Annotated in this window: 16 protein-coding genes; 10 read left to right on the top strand and 6 right to left on the bottom strand. The window is 63.3% G+C overall.

The genetic code is table 11. The features are described from left to right. Positions 1-74 precede the first annotated feature (74 nt). From EJ076_RS18185 to EJ076_RS18170, 4 genes are all read left to right on the top strand, one after another. On the top strand, positions 75-1,553 hold the full coding sequence (locus EJ076_RS18185; RefSeq protein WP_126068818.1) for an ABC transporter substrate-binding protein: 1,479 nt from the start codon (positions 75-77) through the stop codon (positions 1,551-1,553). A gap of 67 nt (positions 1,554-1,620) precedes the next feature. Further along, on the top strand, positions 1,621-2,568 hold the full coding sequence (locus EJ076_RS18180) for an ABC transporter permease (RefSeq protein WP_126068817.1): 948 nt from the start codon (positions 1,621-1,623) through the stop codon (positions 2,566-2,568). Continuing rightward, positions 2,565-3,434, top strand: a complete 870-nt coding sequence (locus tag EJ076_RS18175) for an ABC transporter permease (RefSeq protein ID WP_109668678.1) — start codon at positions 2,565-2,567, stop codon at positions 3,432-3,434. The genes EJ076_RS18180 and EJ076_RS18175 overlap by 4 nt, the downstream gene beginning before the upstream one ends. Next, positions 3,431-5,053: a dipeptide ABC transporter ATP-binding protein gene (locus EJ076_RS18170; protein WP_126068816.1), complete on the top strand. Its 1,623-nt coding sequence runs from the start codon at positions 3,431-3,433 to the stop codon at positions 5,051-5,053. Before EJ076_RS18175 ends, EJ076_RS18170 begins: the two co-directional genes overlap by 4 nt. A gap of 30 nt (positions 5,054-5,083) precedes the next feature. Here the strand turns inward: EJ076_RS18170 and EJ076_RS18165 are convergent, their stop codons facing one another. Next, the gene (locus tag EJ076_RS18165) at positions 5,084-5,515 is read right to left on the bottom strand and encodes a TerB family tellurite resistance protein (RefSeq protein ID WP_109668674.1); all 432 of its coding nucleotides are present in this window, start codon (positions 5,513-5,515) and stop codon (positions 5,084-5,086) included. A gap of 150 nt (positions 5,516-5,665) precedes the next feature. Between EJ076_RS18165 and EJ076_RS18160 the strand changes: the two genes are divergently transcribed. The 4 genes from EJ076_RS18160 (at position 5,666) to EJ076_RS18145 (ending at position 8,154) form a co-directional block, all read left to right on the top strand. Then, the gene (locus EJ076_RS18160; protein ID WP_126068815.1) at positions 5,666-6,451 is read left to right on the top strand and encodes a TSUP family transporter; all 786 of its coding nucleotides are present in this window, start codon (positions 5,666-5,668) and stop codon (positions 6,449-6,451) included. Positions 6,452-6,503: 52 nt separating this feature from the next. Next, on the top strand, positions 6,504-6,674 hold the full coding sequence (locus EJ076_RS18155) for a hypothetical protein (protein WP_023812274.1): 171 nt from the start codon (positions 6,504-6,506) through the stop codon (positions 6,672-6,674). Positions 6,675-6,776: 102 nt separating this feature from the next. Continuing rightward, positions 6,777-7,607 carry an AraC family transcriptional regulator gene (locus EJ076_RS18150; RefSeq protein WP_126068814.1) on the top strand — a complete coding sequence of 277 codons (831 nt, stop codon included), beginning with the start codon at positions 6,777-6,779 and terminating at the stop codon, positions 7,605-7,607. 127 nt (positions 7,608-7,734) lie between these two features. Next, positions 7,735-8,154 (top strand): VOC family protein, encoded by a 420-nt coding sequence (locus EJ076_RS18145; RefSeq protein ID WP_126068813.1) that lies wholly within the window; start codon positions 7,735-7,737, stop codon positions 8,152-8,154. Between the two features lie 18 nt (positions 8,155-8,172). Here the strand turns inward: EJ076_RS18145 and EJ076_RS18140 are convergent, their stop codons facing one another. Together EJ076_RS18140 and EJ076_RS18135 are read right to left on the bottom strand one after the other, a co-directional pair. Further along, positions 8,173-9,645 (bottom strand): cobyric acid synthase, encoded by a 1,473-nt coding sequence (locus EJ076_RS18140; protein ID WP_126068812.1) that lies wholly within the window; start codon positions 9,643-9,645, stop codon positions 8,173-8,175. Further along, positions 9,645-10,259, bottom strand: coding sequence for a dimethylsulfonioproprionate lyase family protein (locus EJ076_RS18135; protein WP_126068811.1), 615 nt, complete (start codon positions 10,257-10,259; stop codon positions 9,645-9,647). Before EJ076_RS18135 ends, EJ076_RS18140 begins: the two co-directional genes overlap by 1 nt. A 138-nt stretch (positions 10,260-10,397) precedes the next feature. On the opposite strand from EJ076_RS18135, the gene EJ076_RS18130 reads away from it, so the two are divergent. Further along, positions 10,398-11,564, top strand: coding sequence for an isobutyryl-CoA dehydrogenase (locus EJ076_RS18130; protein WP_126068810.1), 1,167 nt, complete (start codon positions 10,398-10,400; stop codon positions 11,562-11,564). Between the two features lie 25 nt (positions 11,565-11,589). Next, positions 11,590-12,474: a 3-hydroxyisobutyrate dehydrogenase gene (gene mmsB / locus EJ076_RS18125; RefSeq protein WP_126068809.1), complete on the top strand. Its 885-nt coding sequence runs from the start codon at positions 11,590-11,592 to the stop codon at positions 12,472-12,474. A gap of 446 nt (positions 12,475-12,920) precedes the next feature. On the opposite strand, the gene EJ076_RS18120 is transcribed toward mmsB, so the two are convergent. The 3 genes from EJ076_RS18120 to EJ076_RS18110 form a co-directional block, all read right to left on the bottom strand. Next, positions 12,921-13,565 carry a cytochrome c oxidase assembly factor Coa1 family protein gene (locus EJ076_RS18120; RefSeq protein ID WP_126068808.1) on the bottom strand — a complete coding sequence of 215 codons (645 nt, stop codon included), beginning with the start codon at positions 13,563-13,565 and terminating at the stop codon, positions 12,921-12,923. Between the two features lie 82 nt (positions 13,566-13,647). Then, complete coding sequence (locus tag EJ076_RS18115; protein WP_109668660.1) at positions 13,648-14,013, bottom strand: hypothetical protein; 366 nt, start codon at positions 14,011-14,013, stop codon at positions 13,648-13,650. Between the two features lie 143 nt (positions 14,014-14,156). Next, positions 14,157-15,536 carry an aspartate aminotransferase family protein gene (locus EJ076_RS18110; protein ID WP_126068807.1) on the bottom strand — a complete coding sequence of 460 codons (1,380 nt, stop codon included), beginning with the start codon at positions 15,534-15,536 and terminating at the stop codon, positions 14,157-14,159. Between the last annotated feature and the right edge of the window lie 23 nt (positions 15,537-15,559).

The following is a 15,559-nucleotide window of genomic DNA, read 5'->3' as shown; positions in this document are numbered from 1 at the left end:
TTTACTCCGTGGCGAAATCACGCTTCTATCGCCCGGGTTTGAGCACCTGTCTGAAACGCATGGGGAGTTGCACGATGAGATTGTGGAAAACCATCCTGGCCGCTGCAGCGCTGTCACTGGCCGCCGGCACCTCCGTGTTTGCCGCGCGAACCGACCTGGTCATCGGCATTCCGCTCGAACCCCCACATCTCGACCCAACCGCCGGTGCCGCCGCGGCGATCGACGAGGTTCTCTACGCCAATGTGTTCGAGGGTCTGACACGCATCGGGCCGAATGGCGAGGTGCTGCCGGATCTGGCCGAAAGCTGGACCATTTCCGATGACGGCAAGGTCTATACTTTCAAGCTGCACACCGGCGTGAAATTCCACGACGGTACCGACTTCGATGCCAGCGACGTGAAATTCTCGCTGGACCGCGCCCGCGCCGACAATTCGGTCAATGCGCAAAAGGGCCTTTTCGCGGCCATCGACGCAGTCGACGTGGTCGACCCCGCAACGGTCAAGGTTACGCTGAAAAACCCGCAGGGCTCCTTCCTTTACAATATGGGCTGGGGCGACGCGGTGATCGTCGCGCCTGAATCGGCCGAGACCAACAAGGAAAAGCCTGTTGGCACCGGCCCGTTCAAATTCCAGAGCTGGGCCAAGGGATCGTCGATCACGCTGGTCAAATCGGACACTTACTGGGGTACGCCGGCGTCCCTCGACAAGGCCGAATTCCGCATCGTGCCCGATGCCGCGGCCTATGTGCCGGCGCTGCTTTCCGGCGACATCCAGGCCTTTCCCTTCTTTGATCCCGACAGCGTCGCGCAGGTCAAGGACGACCCGCGCTTCAAGGTTGTGATCGGCGCGACCGAGGGTGAAACCATCCTGTCGATCAACAACAAAAAGCCGCCTTTCGACAAGTTGCAAGTCAGGCAGGCGATCTCCTATGCGCTTGACCGCAAGGCGATCATCGACGGCGCCTCGGCCGGTCTCGGCGTGCCGATCGGCTCGCACATGTCACCAGCCAACAAGGACTATGTCGACCTCACCGGCCGCTATCCGCATGATGTCGCCAAGGCCAAGGAATTGCTGAAGGAGGCGGGCCTGGAGAACGGCTTCAAGGCGACACTAAAGCTGCCGCCGCCGTCCTATGCACGGCTTGGCGGCGAGATCATCGCCTCGCAACTTCGCGACGTCGGTATCGACCTGGAAATCATTCCGGTCGAATGGGCACAGTGGCTGGATCAGGTGTTCACCAAGAAGGATTACGACCTGACCATCGTCTCCCACACCGAACCCAACGACATCGATATCTACTCGCGCAAGGATTATTACTTCAATTACGACAACCCCGCCTTCAACAAGGTGATCGCCGATCTCGGTGTCACCTCCGACGAAGCCAAGCGCAAGGAATTGCTGGGGCAGGCGCAGAAGATCCTGGCCGACGATGCAGTGGTCGGCTTTCTCTACGAACTGCCCAAGGTCGGCGTCTGGGACGCCAAGCTGCAAGGGCTCTGGGAAAACGCTCCGATCCAGGCCAATGATCTGACCAAGGTGAAGTGGAGCGAGTGAGGCTGTTGGCCAACAGGCGAAACCTGCATTCCGTCGCACTGGGCAAAACAGCGGTCCCCCACCTTCCATGACCGCCTACCTCCTCAAGCGCCTCGCCATCGCCATCGCCACGCTGGTGCTGGCTTCGATGGTGGTGTTCGCCGTCCTGGAGATACTGCCCGGCGACCCGGCGCGGCTGATGCTGGGCATGAACGCCAGTGCCGACCAGGTCGAATTGCTGCGCAACCAGATGGGCCTCAACGCGCCACTGGCTTGGCGCTATTTGCACTGGGCCGGCGGCCTGCTCAGTCTCGATTTCGGCCGCTCCTACACCTATTCGGTGCCGGTCATCGATCTGGTGCGCGAGCGGCTGGCCGTCTCGCTGCCGCTGGCGCTGATCGCGCTTGCGCTCTCCACCATCATCGCGATTCCCGTCGGCCTGTTTTCCGCCAGCCGGCGTGGACGGGCCGGTGATACGATTTCCATGGGCGCCGCACAGCTTGGCGTCGCCGTGCCCAATTTCTGGTTCGCTCTGATGCTGATCTATGTCTTCGCCGTCTGGCTGCGGCTGGTCCCTGCCGGCGGCTTTCCCGGCTGGAGTGCCGGCATCTGGCCAGCCTTGAAATCGCTGCTGCTGCCGGCGGTCGCGCTTGCCTTGCCGCAAGCCGCGATCCTGGCGCGCGTCACCCGCTCGGCGCTGATCGAGGTCCTGAACGAAGACTATATCCGCACCGCCCGCGCCAAAGGCCTACCCTATCGCGCCGTGCTGTGGCGGCATGCACTGCGCAACGCCATGATTCCGGTGCTGACCATTCTGGGCCTGCAGTTCGCCTTCCTGCTTGCCGGCACCATCATCATCGAGAATGTCTTTTACCTGCCCGGCCTCGGCCGGCTGGTGTTCCAGGCGATCACCCAGCGCGACCTGATCGTCGTCGAAAGCGTCGTCATGCTGCTGGTCGCGGCCGTCATAGCCGTCAACCTCCTCGTCGACCTTTCCTATGCGGTCGTCGATCCGCGCCTGAGAAGCCGGCAATGACCCTGCACATCGACATGTCAGAAGAGACGTTCGGCAGCATCCTGGCCAAGGCCTTCAGGAACACCGCCTTCGTTGCCGGTTTCGCCATCACCTTGCTGATCCTGGCAATGGCGGTAGTCTCCTATGCCTGGACGCCCTACGACGTCACGAAACTGGTGATATCGGACAAGACGCAGGCACCCTCGCTGGCGCACTGGTTCGGCACCGACCATTTCGGCCGCGATATCCTGTCGATGGTCATGGTCGGCGCCCGCAACTCGATTGCCGTGGCACTCGTCGCGGTCGGCATCGGCATGGGGGTCGGCGTGCCGCTCGGCGCCTTTGCCGCGGCACGCGGCGGTCTCGTCGACGAGGCGCTGATGCGACTGAACGATCTCGTCTTCGCCTTCCCTGCTCTGCTGTCGGCGATCATGATCACCGCCATCTTCGGGCCAGGCGCCATCAACGCCATCATCGCCATCGGCATCTTCAACATCCCGGTCTTTGCACGTGTCGCCCGCGCCGGCGCGCTGGCGATCTGGCCGCGCGAGTTCATTCTTGCCGCGCGTGCCGCGGGAAAAAGCAGCACGCAGATATCCATCGAACATGTGCTGCCCAACATTGCCACCCTGCTTCTGGTGCAAGGCACCATCCAGTTCGCGCTGGGCATCCTGGCCGAGGCCGGGCTTTCCTATCTGGGCCTCGGCGCGCAGCCGCCAATGCCGAGCTGGGGCCGCATGCTGTTCGACGCGCAGACCCGCATGGTGGTAGCGCCATGGATGGCGATCTTTCCCGGCATGGCGATCGTTGTCGCCGTGCTGGGGCTGAACCTCCTGGGCGACGGCATCGCCGACATCCTCGATCCGAAATCGCGGCGGCAGCGATGAGCCTGCTCGACATCGAGAACCTGTCGCTGACCATCGGCGACACGCCGATCCTCAAGGGTATGGAGCTTTCCGTCGCGCCCGGTGAGGTGATGGGGCTGGTCGGCGAATCCGGTTCGGGCAAGTCGATGACCGCACTGACGGTGATGCGGCTTCTGCCCCATGCCGCGCGCGCCACCGGGCGCGTCACATTCGACGGCATCGACATCCTCGCGGCAACCGAGGACCAGATGTGCGCGCTGCGCGGCGACGACATCGGCATGGTGTTCCAGGAGCCGATGACGGCGCTCAATCCGGTCAAGACCATCGGCGAACAGGTTGCCGAAGGCATACGCTGGCACACCAAGGCCAGCCGTGCCGAGGCCGAAGACCGGGCGCGAAAAATGCTCGACCGTGTCGGCCTGCCCGAAGCGAAATTCCCGATGTCGCGCTATCCGCACGAACTGTCGGGCGGCCAGCGCCAGCGCGTTGTCATCGCCATCGCCTGCGCGCTGAAGCCGAAGCTGTTGATCGCCGACGAACCGACGACGGCGCTCGACGTGGTGCTGCAGGCACAGATCCTCGACCTCCTGCGCGACCTCGTCTCGGAGAGCCGCATGGGCCTGCTCTTGATCTCGCACGACCTCGCCGTGGTGACCGAGATGGCCGACCGCATCACCATCCTGCGCCGCGGCGAGGTGATGGAGGCCGGAGACACGGCACGCACGCTGTCCGAACAGCTCCACCCCTACACGCGCCAACTGGCCCAGGCCTCGATGCACGTGCCGGCGCGCGCTAGGCCGCACGGCATCGAGACGGGCCGACCTTTGCTTCAGGTCGAGGGCGTGACCCGCGACTATCCCGGCCGGCGTACCTCGCTGTTCAAGCGCGCGCCTGGTATCCGCGCTGTCGACGACGTCTCGCTGTCGATGGCCCCGGGTCAATCGGTGGCGCTGGTCGGCCGCTCCGGCTGCGGCAAGTCAACGCTCGCCCGCATGATCCTGGCGCTGGATCGGCCGACATCGGGCACGATCTCGTTTCGTGGCGAGACTATCACCGGCAAGAGCGAAGCCGAGCTGAAGCCGGCGCGACGCGACATGCAGGTCGTTTTTCAAGATCCCTACGGATCCTTCGACCCGCGCCAGAAGGTAGAAAAACTGGTCGCCGAACCCCTGCATGTGCTGAAGAAAAAGCCGACGCGCGCCGAGCGCCGCGAGATGGTGGCGCATGCCCTGCACGAAGTCGGCCTCGACCAGCGCGACATGGACAAATACCCGCACGAATTTTCAGGCGGCCAGCGTCAGCGCCTATCGATCGCCCGCGCCATCATCACCCGCCCCAAACTGGTCGTCGCCGACGAGCCGGTCTCGGCGCTCGACGTCTCGATCCGCGCCCAGATCCTCGATTTGTTCGCGGAGCTCAACCAGAAGCTCGGCATCGCCTATCTCTTCATCACCCACGACCTGACCGTCGCCCGCGCCATAACGGACGAGGTGCTGGTCATGCATGACGGTAAGATCGTCGAGCGCGGCAAGACAAACGAGGTGCTCGACCACCCGCAGTCAGAGGCGGCCAAGGCGCTTGTCACCGCCGCCCCTGATCTGCACCGGGCGATCGCTCGGCGGATGCAGGAGCAAGGGTGAGCCGCCGGGCAACCGGCCGTTCAGAGAGCGCTACTCCTCCGGCTTCACCACATCGACCGGGCTGATGTCGAGCAAGTCGAGCGTGCGGCGCAGCAGGCGCACCTCGCTCTCGGCCAGTTGTGAATCCGCCTTGGCGATGTCAGCCATATGCTGGGCCAATTGCTTGCGCCGTTCGATGTCGAGATCGCGGAACAGCGCGATGGCCTGCGAGCCGTTGGTCTCGTAACCGAACTCGTTGAGATATTCGATGACGCTGTCGATGCTGCTTTCCTGAATGCCGAAGGCGTCCTTGCAGATGCGCCGGAAGGCAACCATTTCGCTCTCGCTGACCGACCCGTCGGCCAGGATCATACGGAACAGCATCAGCAGTTCCGCCGACAGAACCGGATCGTCAGCCACCTTGCGCACGCCCGGGTCGCCGTCGAAGATCTGCCGTATCTGGTCCAGCAATGCGAATGCCATCAGGAGCCTCTTTCCGATTTAACCACACACAAATACAAATCCAAGCGCGATGCGCTTGGATAGAGGTAGCGCGGAATCGATCTTGCGCAAACAGGGCGGCCGTGGTCGAACGCCCGATATTTCAGCCGGCCGGACACGTCCATACATCAGATGATCGACCTTAGCATCCAGACCGTCGCCATGCTCGCTTTCGCCGCCTTTGCCGCGGGCTTTGTCGATTCGATCGCCGGCGGCGGCGGGCTGATCACGGTGCCGGCGCTGCTGCTTGCCGGCTTCACACCGGTCCAGGCGCTCGCCACCAACAAACTGCAAGGCATGTTCGGCTCGGGCTCGGCGACCATCCACTACGCATCGAAGGGTCATGTCGACCTGCGTCGGCAATTGCCGTCGGCGCTTTTGGCCCTTGTTGGTAGCGCCATCGGCGCCTTGCTGGCGACGATCGTGCCGGGTGACATTCTGCGGGCTGCCCTGCCCATCGTGCTGATCGCCATCGCGCTCTACTTCGCGTTCAAGCCCAACATGAACGATGTCGATCGCGCCGAACGCCTGTCGCCGTTCTTGTTCGGACTGATCCTGGTGCCCGTCATCGGCTTCTACGATGGTCTGTTCGGGCCAGGTGCAGGCTCCTTCTACATGTTGGCTTTCGTGGCACTTGCCGGCTACGGCGTGCTCAAGGCAACCGCGCATACCAAGCTGCTCAACTTCGCCTCCAACATCGGCGGCTTCATCGTCTTCGCGGCCTTCGGCGTCGTCTACTGGAAGATCGGCCTGATGATGGGCGTTGCCCAGTTCCTCGGCGCCCGAGTCGGCGCCAGCCTGGCCATGCGCATCGGCGCAAAACTGATCAAGCCGCTGCTGGTGATCGTGTGCCTCGCACTGGCGGTGAAGCTGCTGGCCGACCCCGCGAACCCGCTGCGGGCCTTGATTGGTGTGTGATCACGCGCCCTGATAGGATGCCGCTGTTCGAATCATGTTGGAGGAGCCACACATGAATCTTAGCGCACCTACCCAGATCGTTTTTATCATCTCCGTTGTTATCGCCATCATCGGCGTTCTCGCCGCGCTTGGCGTTCTCGCATTCATTCCACTCGCATCGGTGTGGATTGTTCTTATTGCTTTCATCGTGCTTGCCGGCGGCTGCCTGATGCGCGGCGCCTGACCATTTCCCTTGAAGTGGGGACGAGGAGCGCCCGGCCAAAAGCCGGGCGCTTTTGCTTCCGGCCCCGGGTCTGCTAGATTTGACTTGGCGCAAGGATGGTCGATGCAAGTCGAGATGCAACCCCAGCAAGAGCAGGACCGATCCGTCGCCGGACGGTTTGAGATGCGCCGGCGCCTGCCCGATCCTCGACTTCAGGGCATTGTCTCAGATATTTGCGGCTATCGCGAAATAGCGCCCGGCCATATGCGCAACGTGGAATACGCGTCGCTCACCGTACCGCTGGTCATCAGTTTCGCCGAACCCTTCGCCATCGGCCTCGGCAAGGCGCCCGGTGACAATGACCGCTTCGCCAGTTTCGCCGCCGGCCTCTATGCCGGACCGGTAGTGATCGAATCCTTCGGCGGCGCCTGCTGCGTACAGGTCAACTTCACGCCGCTTGGCGCACGCCGTTTCTTCCGCCTGCCGATGAGCGAACTGGCCGACAGCATGGTTGTCCTCGATGACGTGCTTGGCGCGCAAGGCTTGGCGCTGCGTGAACGGCTCGGCAACGCGCCGGACTGGGCGACGCGTTTCGACATGGCCGAAGCCTTCGTCACCGGTCGTCTCGAGAATGCCGCAGAAACGCCGCTCGAAATCGCCTGGGCCTATGACCGCGTCATCGCATCCGGCGGCCGGACCCGCATTGCATCGATCGCCGAAAGGCTGGGCTGGAGCCGCAAACATCTCGCCGGCAGTTTTTCCAACGCCATCGGCATTGGCCCCAAGACGCTGTCGCGCATCGTCCGCTTCAACCGCGCGCTCGGCCTGTCGAGGCAGCAAACCGTCGACTGGGCTGGCATCGCCGCCGATTGTGGCTATGCCGACCAGGCGCATCTGGTGCGCGAGTTCCGCGACCTTGCCGGCGAGACGCCGACCGCGCTCTCAGTCAGGTAACATTTCTTCAAGACGCTGGAACAGCCTTCGACCAGAGTGATGCATGTCGCCCAAAAGTGCGCAGCGGTTTTGGGACAACGACATGCACAAACAGGGTTCATCGACCAACCCGACTGAAGGAGTTCCCATGCCCACCACCACTGAAGCGCCCCGCCTCTACCCCGCTTTGCGCTACAAGAACGCGGCAAAAATGATCGACTGGCTGGGCGAGGCTTTCGGCTTCAGCGTTCGCGCCCGCTATGGCGAAGGCGATGTCGTGCACCATGCCGAACTGGTCTTCGGCTCCTCGATGATCATGCTGGGCACGGTGCGCGATGACGACTACGGCAAGATGGTCGGCGAACCCGGCTCAGGCGGCGGCAAGTCGATCTACATTGCCGTCGATGATGCCGATGCCGCCTATGCCAAGGCCAGGAAGGCCGGCGCCACGATCATCCAGGAATTGACCAACCGCGACTATGGCAGCCGCGAGTTCATCTGCCGCGACCCGGAAGGCAACGTCTGGTCGTTTGGCACCTACTGGCCGAAGGCGGGCGAAAAGGCCTGAGCCAGCCTGCGTCGCGAATTACCGAGCCAGCGCAAAGATCGCGTCACAGTCGAGATGGGTCTCCAACTCGGCTGCGACCTCGTCCAGCGCCCGCTCGACCTCGGCGCGGTAGTCGATGCCACCGCCCTTGATGCCGAGGCTTTCGAGGAATCTCCCGCGAAAGCGGTCGGCGCCAAACAGGCCATGCATATAGGTGCCGATCACCTTGCCATCGGCCGACACTGCCCCGTCATCGATACCGTTGATGACGGCGGAAGGCCGGAGCGTATCCGGCCCGGTGGTGCGGCCGAGATGGATTTCGTAGCCTTCGAGCGGTAGGTCGAACGGCACCGAGCGAGCGCTGACATTGCGCACCGTCTTTTCCGGTTCCATCACCGTTTCGACGTCGAGAAGGCCGAGCCCTTCGACCTCGGTGACGCTGCCTTCGATGCCGTCGGGATCGCGCACGATACGGCCGAGCATCTGGAAGCCGCCGCAAATGCCGACGACATGGCCACCGCGCTTCCGATGGGCAAGAAGGTCGCGATCCCAGCCGTTCTCGCGGAATTTCAGGAGATCGCCGATCGTCGACTTCGAGCCTGGAATGACCACCAGCCCGGCATCGGCGGGCAGCGACTTTCCCGGCGGCACGAACACCACCTCGACCTGCGGTTCGGCCTTGAGCGGGTCGAGATCGTCGAAATTGGCGATACGGCCAAGCACCGGCACGGCCACCTTCAATGCGCGCGCTTCGCCGGACGCCAGCCGTTCCAGCACCACCGAATCTTCCGAAGGCAGGCGTGCCGCCGCCTTCAGCCACGGAACGACGCCAAAACAGCGCCAGCCCGTGAATTTCTCGATCGACCTGATGCCGTCGTCGAACAGGGAAACGTCGCCGCGAAACTTGTTGATGAGGTAGCCGACGATCATGCGCCGGTCTTCTTCCGGCAAGATCAGATGCGTTCCGGCAACTGAGGCGATGACGCCGCCGCGATCGATGTCGCCGACCAGCACCACAGGCACATCGGCGCGCGTGGCAAAGCCCATATTGGCGATGTCGCGGCTGCGCAGGTTGATCTCGGCCGGCGAGCCGGCGCCCTCGACGATGACCAGATCGGCGCCCTCGCCGACCTTGCCCCAGGAGTCCAGAACGGCATCCATCAGCCGGCCCTTCATCGCTTGGTAGTCGCGCGCCCGCGCTTCGCCGAACACCTTGCCCTGCACGATGACCTGCGCGCCGACATCGGTCTGCGGCTTCAGCAGCACCGGGTTCATGTGGACCGAGGGTGCCACGCCGCAAGCGATCGCCTGCAGCCATTGCGCGCGGCCGATCTCGCCGCCACCAGCATTGTCGCCCGGAATATTGGCGACGGCGGCGTTGTTCGACATGTTCTGCGGCTTGAACGGCCGCACCTTCAGTCCACGCTTCCTGGCTGCGCGGCAGAGGCCGGCGACCAGCACCGTCTTGCCGACATCCGAACCCGTGCCTTGCAGCATGATCGCTTTGGCCATCAGCCCCTGCCCTGCGCCACGGTTCCGGTGATGTCGGATTTCTGCGCAAGCGGCCCGCCGCGCCAGATGTAGAGCGCCAGCAATGGGTCTTTGCCGGTGCGCATGGCGTGATTGACGTTGGACGCATGGTGGACGACCTCACCGGCCGTGCGCATGCAAAAGCCGCTCTCGCCCATGCGCCATTCGGTGCCGCCAGTCAGCGGAATGTAGATTTCCTCGGCAACGTGATGATGGTCGGGATAGACGATATCGGGCCCAAGGATCAGCAGGCCCGCGGCCACCTCGTCATTGGCGAAGTGGCCTCGCGTGCCGAACACCTCCAGCCAGCCGTAATTGTCGATGAACTCTTTTCCGAAATCCGCCTCGCCATAGGTCTGCCCCCAACGGAAATCATTCCGACGCTCGGCAAGCAGTTGCACCAGCGGCTTGGCATCCCGCGGCGCCAGCTCGGCGGAGCGATCGAGATGACGCAGGCAGGCAAGCGGACGTGGCTCCAGCGTGCGGGCCGGCATCTCCCAGCCGATCCGGGCCACGGCATCGCGCACCAGGGGGTGATCGACGGACGCAAGGTATGCGTGGAACTGTCCCAGCAGGTCATCGAATTTTGTCGTCACATTGTACTCCGGACATGCATTGGTGCACAGCCGCTCCGCGAAGGGTCGGGTTGCGCGGCGGCATCATTGGTCTAGATTGGTGCGCGCGCAAAGCCAAAAACGACAGGCCAACAGGTCGAAGATATCAGGGAGCACGCCATGGACGCCGCGGTCGATGCGAGCACCAGCCAGTTCGAACTCAACGAGGAGCAGCACGCCATCCAGGAGATGGCGCAGGCCTTCGCCGCCGACCGCGTCGCGCCGAACGCACTCGACTGGGACCGCAACAAGCATTTCCCGGCCGATGTGATCCGCGAGACCGGGCCGCTCGGCCTTGGCGGCATCTATATCAGGGACGACGTCGGCGGCTCGGCACTTGGCCGGCTCGACGCCGTGCTGATCTTCGAGGCGTTGTCGCATGCCGATCCGGCCTTTTCGTCGTTCATCTCGATCCACAACATGGTGGCCTCGATGATCGACCGTTTCGGCAATGACGAACAGCGCCAGCGCTTCCTGCCGAAGCTCACTTCGATGGAATGGCTGGCGAGCTACTGCCTGACCGAGCCCGGCTCCGGTTCCGATGCCGCGGCGCTGAAAACGCGTGCGGTGAAGAGCGGCGGCGACTATGTTCTCAACGGCACCAAGCAGTTCATCTCAGGTGCCGGCGACAGCGATGTCTACGCCGTCATGGTGCGCACAGGCGCCGAGGGGCCGAAAGGCATTTCCACCGTCATCGTGCCGAAAGACGCACCAGGCCTCTCCTTCGGCGCCAACGAACACAAGATGGGCTGGCACATGCAGTCGACCCGCCAGGTCATTTTCGAGGACTGCAAGGTGCCGGCGGAGAACCTTTTGTCGGGCGAAGGCGCTGGTTTCGGCATTGCCATGGCCGGGCTCGACGGCGGACGGCTGAACATCGCCGCCTGTTCGCTGGGCGGCGCACAATCGGCGCTCGACAAGGCGCTTTCCTACACCGCCGAGCGCAAGGCCTTCGGCTCGAAGATCAACCAGTTCCAGGCGCTGCAGTTCAGGCTGGCCGACATGGAGACCGAGCTGCAGGCGGCGCGCATCTTCCTCTATGCCGCCGCCTCCAAGCTCGACCGCAAGGCGCCGGATGCCGGCAAATGGTCGGCGATGGCCAAGCGCTTCGTCACCGATACCGGCTTCACCGTCGCCAACGATGCGCTGCAGCTGCTCGGCGGTTACGGCTACCTGCACGACTACGGCATCGAGAAGCTGGTGCGGGACCTGCGGGTGCACCAGATCCTCGAAGGCACCAACGAGATCATGCGCGTCATCATCGCACGCGCGCTGATTGGCCGTTGAGATCACCAAAGTTCGGAGAGAGACAATGATGACGATCGCCTTCATCGGCCTCGGTAACATGGGCAATCCGATGGCCGCCAATCTGGTCAAGGCGGGGCATGCGGTGAACGGCTTCGACCTCGTGCCGGAGAACCTCACCGTCGCCAAAGAACATGGCGTGACGATCATGGCGAATGCACCTGCCGCGGTGAAGGATGCCGACGTGGTGATCACCATGCTGCCTGCGGGCAAACATGTGCTGTCGGTCTATGAGGACATCGCGCCCAAGGCGAAAAAGGGCGCGTTGTTCATCGATTCCTCGACCATCGACGTCGAATCGGCGCGCAAGGCGCACGCCATTGCCGCCAAACACGGCCTGCTGTCCATTGATGCGCCCGTCTCGGGCGGCACCGGCGGTGCCGCGGCCGGCACGCTGACCTTCATGGCCGGAGGCTCCGACGATGCCTTCGCCGTTGCCGAGCCGGTCCTGAAACCGATGGCCGGCCGCATCGTGCATTGCGGCGGCGACGGCGCCGGACAGGCGGCAAAGATCTGCAACAACATGATCCTCGGCATTTCGATGATCGGCGTCGCCGAAGCCTTCGTGCTGGCGGAAAAGCTCGGTCTGTCAAACCAGGCGCTGTTCGACGTCGCCTCGACCTCGTCGGGCCAATGCTGGTCCTTGACCACCTATTGCCCGGTGCCCGGCCCGGTGCCGACTTCGCCCGCAAACAGGGACTACAACCCAGGATTTGCAGCGGCACTAATGCTGAAAGACCTGAGATTGTCCCAGGAAGCCGCGCAAAGTGCCGGTGCTGTGACGCCACTTGGCGCCGAGGCAGCCCAGCTCTATGCCTTGTTCAACGCCCAGGGACATGGCGGCACGGATTTCTCCGGCATAATTAATTTTCTCAGGGGTAACCCAGCGTAACCAACGGATTTGGCGGACTTTTTCCGATTTTCTTCGGCAGAAAAAATGCAAATTTAGATTTGCTTAAGCTCTCGATAACTCTGCGGTAACGATGTCCCTATAAAACGGATTGCGAGGCGGACATATCGCATCCGCCCGGCGCTCCGGATCAGGTCTCGCGTACCGGAGCCCGTAAGTTTCGCAAAGTGTTTGAGTAGCGAAGCGCCATGCGTATCTGGCAAAGCCGCGTTCCCGATGGAGCGCGGTTTTTGCGTTTTGCCCTTCAGCGCGTTTCGAGGCATCGACCGCCCGGATCGTACTCCGGGATGCCTCACATGCGCCCGCGGGCGCCTTCCGGATCATAGGGTGAGTCGGCGACCACCTTCGCCGCGCGGCGCTCGCCACAAAGCCATCCGAACTGTCAGCTGTCGCATCGCGTATAGGCCGCGATCTTGCGCTTTGCCCTGCTATATTCCGATTGCAGCATTCGGGATCGGGACATGATCTTCGTTGATCAGCACGATCGGCGCATCGGCTCCCTCGACCCTGACGACCAGCAGGCGCAGGCTCCACGTCCCGGCCGTTCGGACAGCGGTCGAGTAGGCGGTGCCCTTGCCCTTGGCGCCATGGACCGGAATGCCGAACTGGGCGTCACCAGCCCCATTCGCATTGACATTGAGATGGCCACCGACCCAGAAACTGTCGGCCAGATCATCACCGAGGGCGGCCTTGACGCGGTCGTCGGCGCGAAGTCTGTCCATCGTTATGTGGTAGGCATCGCTGCCTTTCAGGACGTAGGGAATGCTGCCGACCATCGTCGCGCAGCCGCCGATCCCGACAACCCAGACGACAAGGCCGGCGATTGCCCAGTTGCGTTGCGTCTTGCGAAACTGCTCTGCGTCGCGCCAGGCGCGGTTCTGCCAGGCCCAGCGGCTGCCGCGCGCACCCAGCACGATGATCATGATGATGTTGACGACAGGAATCAGCGCCAGCAGCGCGACGAAGGTGCTGTTGCCGATGCCCCAGATCCAGTTGAGGAAGAAGGCGCCCCAGTTCCAGCGGTCGAGTTCGGCTGGAATTTCAGCCGGCTGGTTGAGCGGTTGTCCGGCCATCGTGTCCCCCATCGGTAACTGCACCGACTGGTTCTAGCGCATGTGCTCCTCGATGCGCAAAATCAAAGTTCTGCAACCCCGGTCAGGTCTTGTCGGACAGCCGGCGAAAATTCGCTTTCACGGCACGGCTTGCCGGCTTCAGCGCGGCGCTGATCGAGCGCTCCGCGGCGACACCGTTGAACAGCGACGGCGTGCGACCGGAAAAGACTTCCGGCCAGAACCGCGATGCCGACTGCAGGAAAGACATCTGCGCCGCAAACGCGCCTTCGGCCATAGCCGCGGTCTTCTCGTTCACCGCACGCGCGGTCTCCGTGCTCCATGGCTGGCTGCTCCCGCCATCCATGGCCATCAACGGCAGCCGCATCATCGCCACCAGCGGTGCCAGCATCAGGTCACCGCCAATGCTGGCCGCTTCTTGCGTCCGTCGGCTCTTGCCGGTCTTTCTCATGCAAACAAACCCCTTCTCGCAGCCGAATCAGCCGCTGCCCCACACACTACGCGCTGGGGATGGAATTCGTTCCCTCGTCGCTTCAGCATGTTCCCGAGGCCAGGCGTTCCCCTGCTGAGGAACGCCTGGTCCAGGGTCGAGCCCTACCGCTTGCGCAGGTCAGCCTGCGCCAGATCCAGCGCCTTCGAGATGCGGTCGCAGGCCATGTCGATCGTATCACGGGTCCAGATCAGCGGCGGCGACAGGATCATCGTGTCGCCGGTGGCGCGCAGCATCATGCCGTTGGCGATCGCGTGGTCACGCACGGTCACCGCCGCGCTTCCAGCCGGCAGGAACCGCTCCTTGGTCGCCTTGTCCTTGACGATCTCGATCGCGCCCATCAGTCCGATCGAACGCACCTCGCCGACCAGATCATGCCCGGCAATGCGCTCCTGCAACGCCTTGGCGAAGTAAGGGCCGGTATCGTTCCGGACGCGATCGACCAGCCCTTCCCGCTCGATGATCTCGAGGTTCTTCAGCGCCACGGCGCAGGCCACCGGGTGCCCGGAATAGGTATAGCCGTGATTGAACTCGCCCCCCTTCTCGACCAGCGTCGAGGCGATGCGGTCGCCGACCAGCAATGCCGACAGCGGCTGGTAGCCCGACGTCAGCGCCTTGGCCGTGGTGATGGTGTCGGGCTCGATGCCGAGCGTCTGGGCGGCAAACCACTCGCCGGTGCGGCCATAGCCGGTGATGACCTCGTCCAGCATCAAGAGAACATCGTATTTACGGCAGATGCGCTGCACTTCCGGCCAGTAGCTGACCGGCGGTATCTTCACGCCGCCCGCTCCCATCACCGGCTCGCCGATGAAGGCGGCAACCTTGTCGGCGCCGGCTTCGAGGATGGCATCCTCAACGGCCTTGGCCGCGCGCAGGCCGAAATCATGATCGCTCTCGCCGGGCAGCGCCAGTTCATAGGCATAGGGCATCATGACATGGACGATGTTGGGTACCGCGCCGCCGAGCTGCTTGTGCATGCCATCCATGCCGCCGAGCGACGTGCCGGCAACGGTCGAGCCGTGATAGGCCATCTTGCGCGAGATGATGCGGTTCTTCTCCGGCTTGCCCTCCAGCACCCAGTAGTGGCGCACGAGACGCAGCGCCGTGTCGTTGGCTTCCGAACCGGACGAGCCGTAGAACACCTGGTTGACGTGCTTCGGCGCGATCTCCGCCAGCTTCTTGGACAGCAGCACCGGCGTCGGCGTCGAGCATTTGAAGAAGGAGTTATAGTAAGGCAGCTCCTTCATCTGGGCATAGGCGGCCTCGGCCAGCTCGTCACGGCCGTAGCCGATGTTGACGCACCACAGCCCTGCCATGCCGTCGAGGATTTCAGCCCCCTCGGAATCGTAGATGAACGGCCCGTTGGCGTGGGTGATGATGCGCGAGCCGGCCTCGCGCAGTTCCTTGTGGTCGGTGAACGGGTGGAGATGATGTGCGGCGTCGATCTGCTGAAGCTGCTTCAGCGAATAATTCTGATAGGTCATGGATCTGATCTTTCCTCTGGATT

Source organism: Mesorhizobium sp. M7D.F.Ca.US.005.01.1.1 (assembly GCF_003952545.1).
In the GTDB taxonomy this organism is placed as follows: Bacteria; Pseudomonadota; Alphaproteobacteria; order Rhizobiales; family Rhizobiaceae; genus Mesorhizobium; species Mesorhizobium loti.
This window is presented reverse-complemented; position numbering and strand designations above follow the sequence as displayed.

Coding starts and splice junctions, on each gene's coding strand:
- EJ076_RS18165 (WP_109668674.1), bottom strand. CDS start 5,515: ATGGCATTCGCATTGCTGGACCAGATACGGCAGATCTTCGACGGCGAC.
- EJ076_RS18170 (WP_126068816.1), top strand. CDS start 3,431: ATGAGCCTGCTCGACATCGAGAACCTGTCGCTGACCATCGGCGACACG.
- EJ076_RS18140 (WP_126068812.1), bottom strand. CDS start 9,645: ATGGCCAAAGCGATCATGCTGCAAGGCACGGGTTCGGATGTCGGCAAG.
- EJ076_RS18110 (WP_126068807.1), bottom strand. CDS start 15,536: ATGACCTATCAGAATTATTCGCTGAAGCAGCTTCAGCAGATCGACGCC.
- EJ076_RS18115 (WP_109668660.1), bottom strand. CDS start 14,013: ATGAGAAAGACCGGCAAGAGCCGACGGACGCAAGAAGCGGCCAGCATT.
- EJ076_RS18155 (WP_023812274.1), top strand. CDS start 6,504: ATGAATCTTAGCGCACCTACCCAGATCGTTTTTATCATCTCCGTTGTT.
- EJ076_RS18185 (WP_126068818.1), top strand. CDS start 75: ATGAGATTGTGGAAAACCATCCTGGCCGCTGCAGCGCTGTCACTGGCC.
- mmsB (WP_126068809.1), top strand. CDS start 11,590: ATGATGACGATCGCCTTCATCGGCCTCGGTAACATGGGCAATCCGATG.
- EJ076_RS18175 (WP_109668678.1), top strand. CDS start 2,565: ATGACCCTGCACATCGACATGTCAGAAGAGACGTTCGGCAGCATCCTG.
- EJ076_RS18180 (WP_126068817.1), top strand. CDS start 1,621: ATGACCGCCTACCTCCTCAAGCGCCTCGCCATCGCCATCGCCACGCTG.
- EJ076_RS18150 (WP_126068814.1), top strand. CDS start 6,777: ATGCAAGTCGAGATGCAACCCCAGCAAGAGCAGGACCGATCCGTCGCC.
- EJ076_RS18120 (WP_126068808.1), bottom strand. CDS start 13,565: ATGGCCGGACAACCGCTCAACCAGCCGGCTGAAATTCCAGCCGAACTC.
- EJ076_RS18160 (WP_126068815.1), top strand. CDS start 5,666: ATGATCGACCTTAGCATCCAGACCGTCGCCATGCTCGCTTTCGCCGCC.
- EJ076_RS18130 (WP_126068810.1), top strand. CDS start 10,398: ATGGACGCCGCGGTCGATGCGAGCACCAGCCAGTTCGAACTCAACGAG.
- EJ076_RS18145 (WP_126068813.1), top strand. CDS start 7,735: ATGCCCACCACCACTGAAGCGCCCCGCCTCTACCCCGCTTTGCGCTAC.